The sequence below is a fragment of the Halohasta sp. A2 genome, assembly GCF_056175805.1.
This window is the reverse complement of record NZ_JAQFWV010000296.1, coordinates 1-255: the sequence shown is the minus strand read 5'-3', so window position 1 is coordinate 255 and position 255 is coordinate 1. Positions and strand designations below refer to the sequence as shown.

1 pseudogene is annotated in these 255 nt (G+C 54.5%); it reads left to right on the top strand.

The annotated features are described in order from the left end of the window. Positions 1 to 22 precede the first annotated feature (22 nt). Positions 23 to 255: pseudogene (locus O2S87_RS19200) on the top strand (ISH3 family transposase); the annotation flags it as partial.

Here is a 255-nt window from a genome sequence, read left to right as displayed (position 1 = left end):
GAAGATGTCTGGTTGAGTGAATGTGTTCACGATTCCTCAACCAGACGGTTGTCTTTCAGCCACAGACGTGAAAGATCTAGCGGAAGATCTCATTGGACAGCTCCCGCTGCCGGGAATCGAGGGCTCGTCCCTCGATCCCGGCGAGATCTGGGCTGTCGTCACCCTTGCAGCAGTCAACCAAACGTCCATCTGGGAAACCTGCAAAGACAACGACAACGCTCCCTGTGACGACACAGTCATGGACTGGCTCAATAC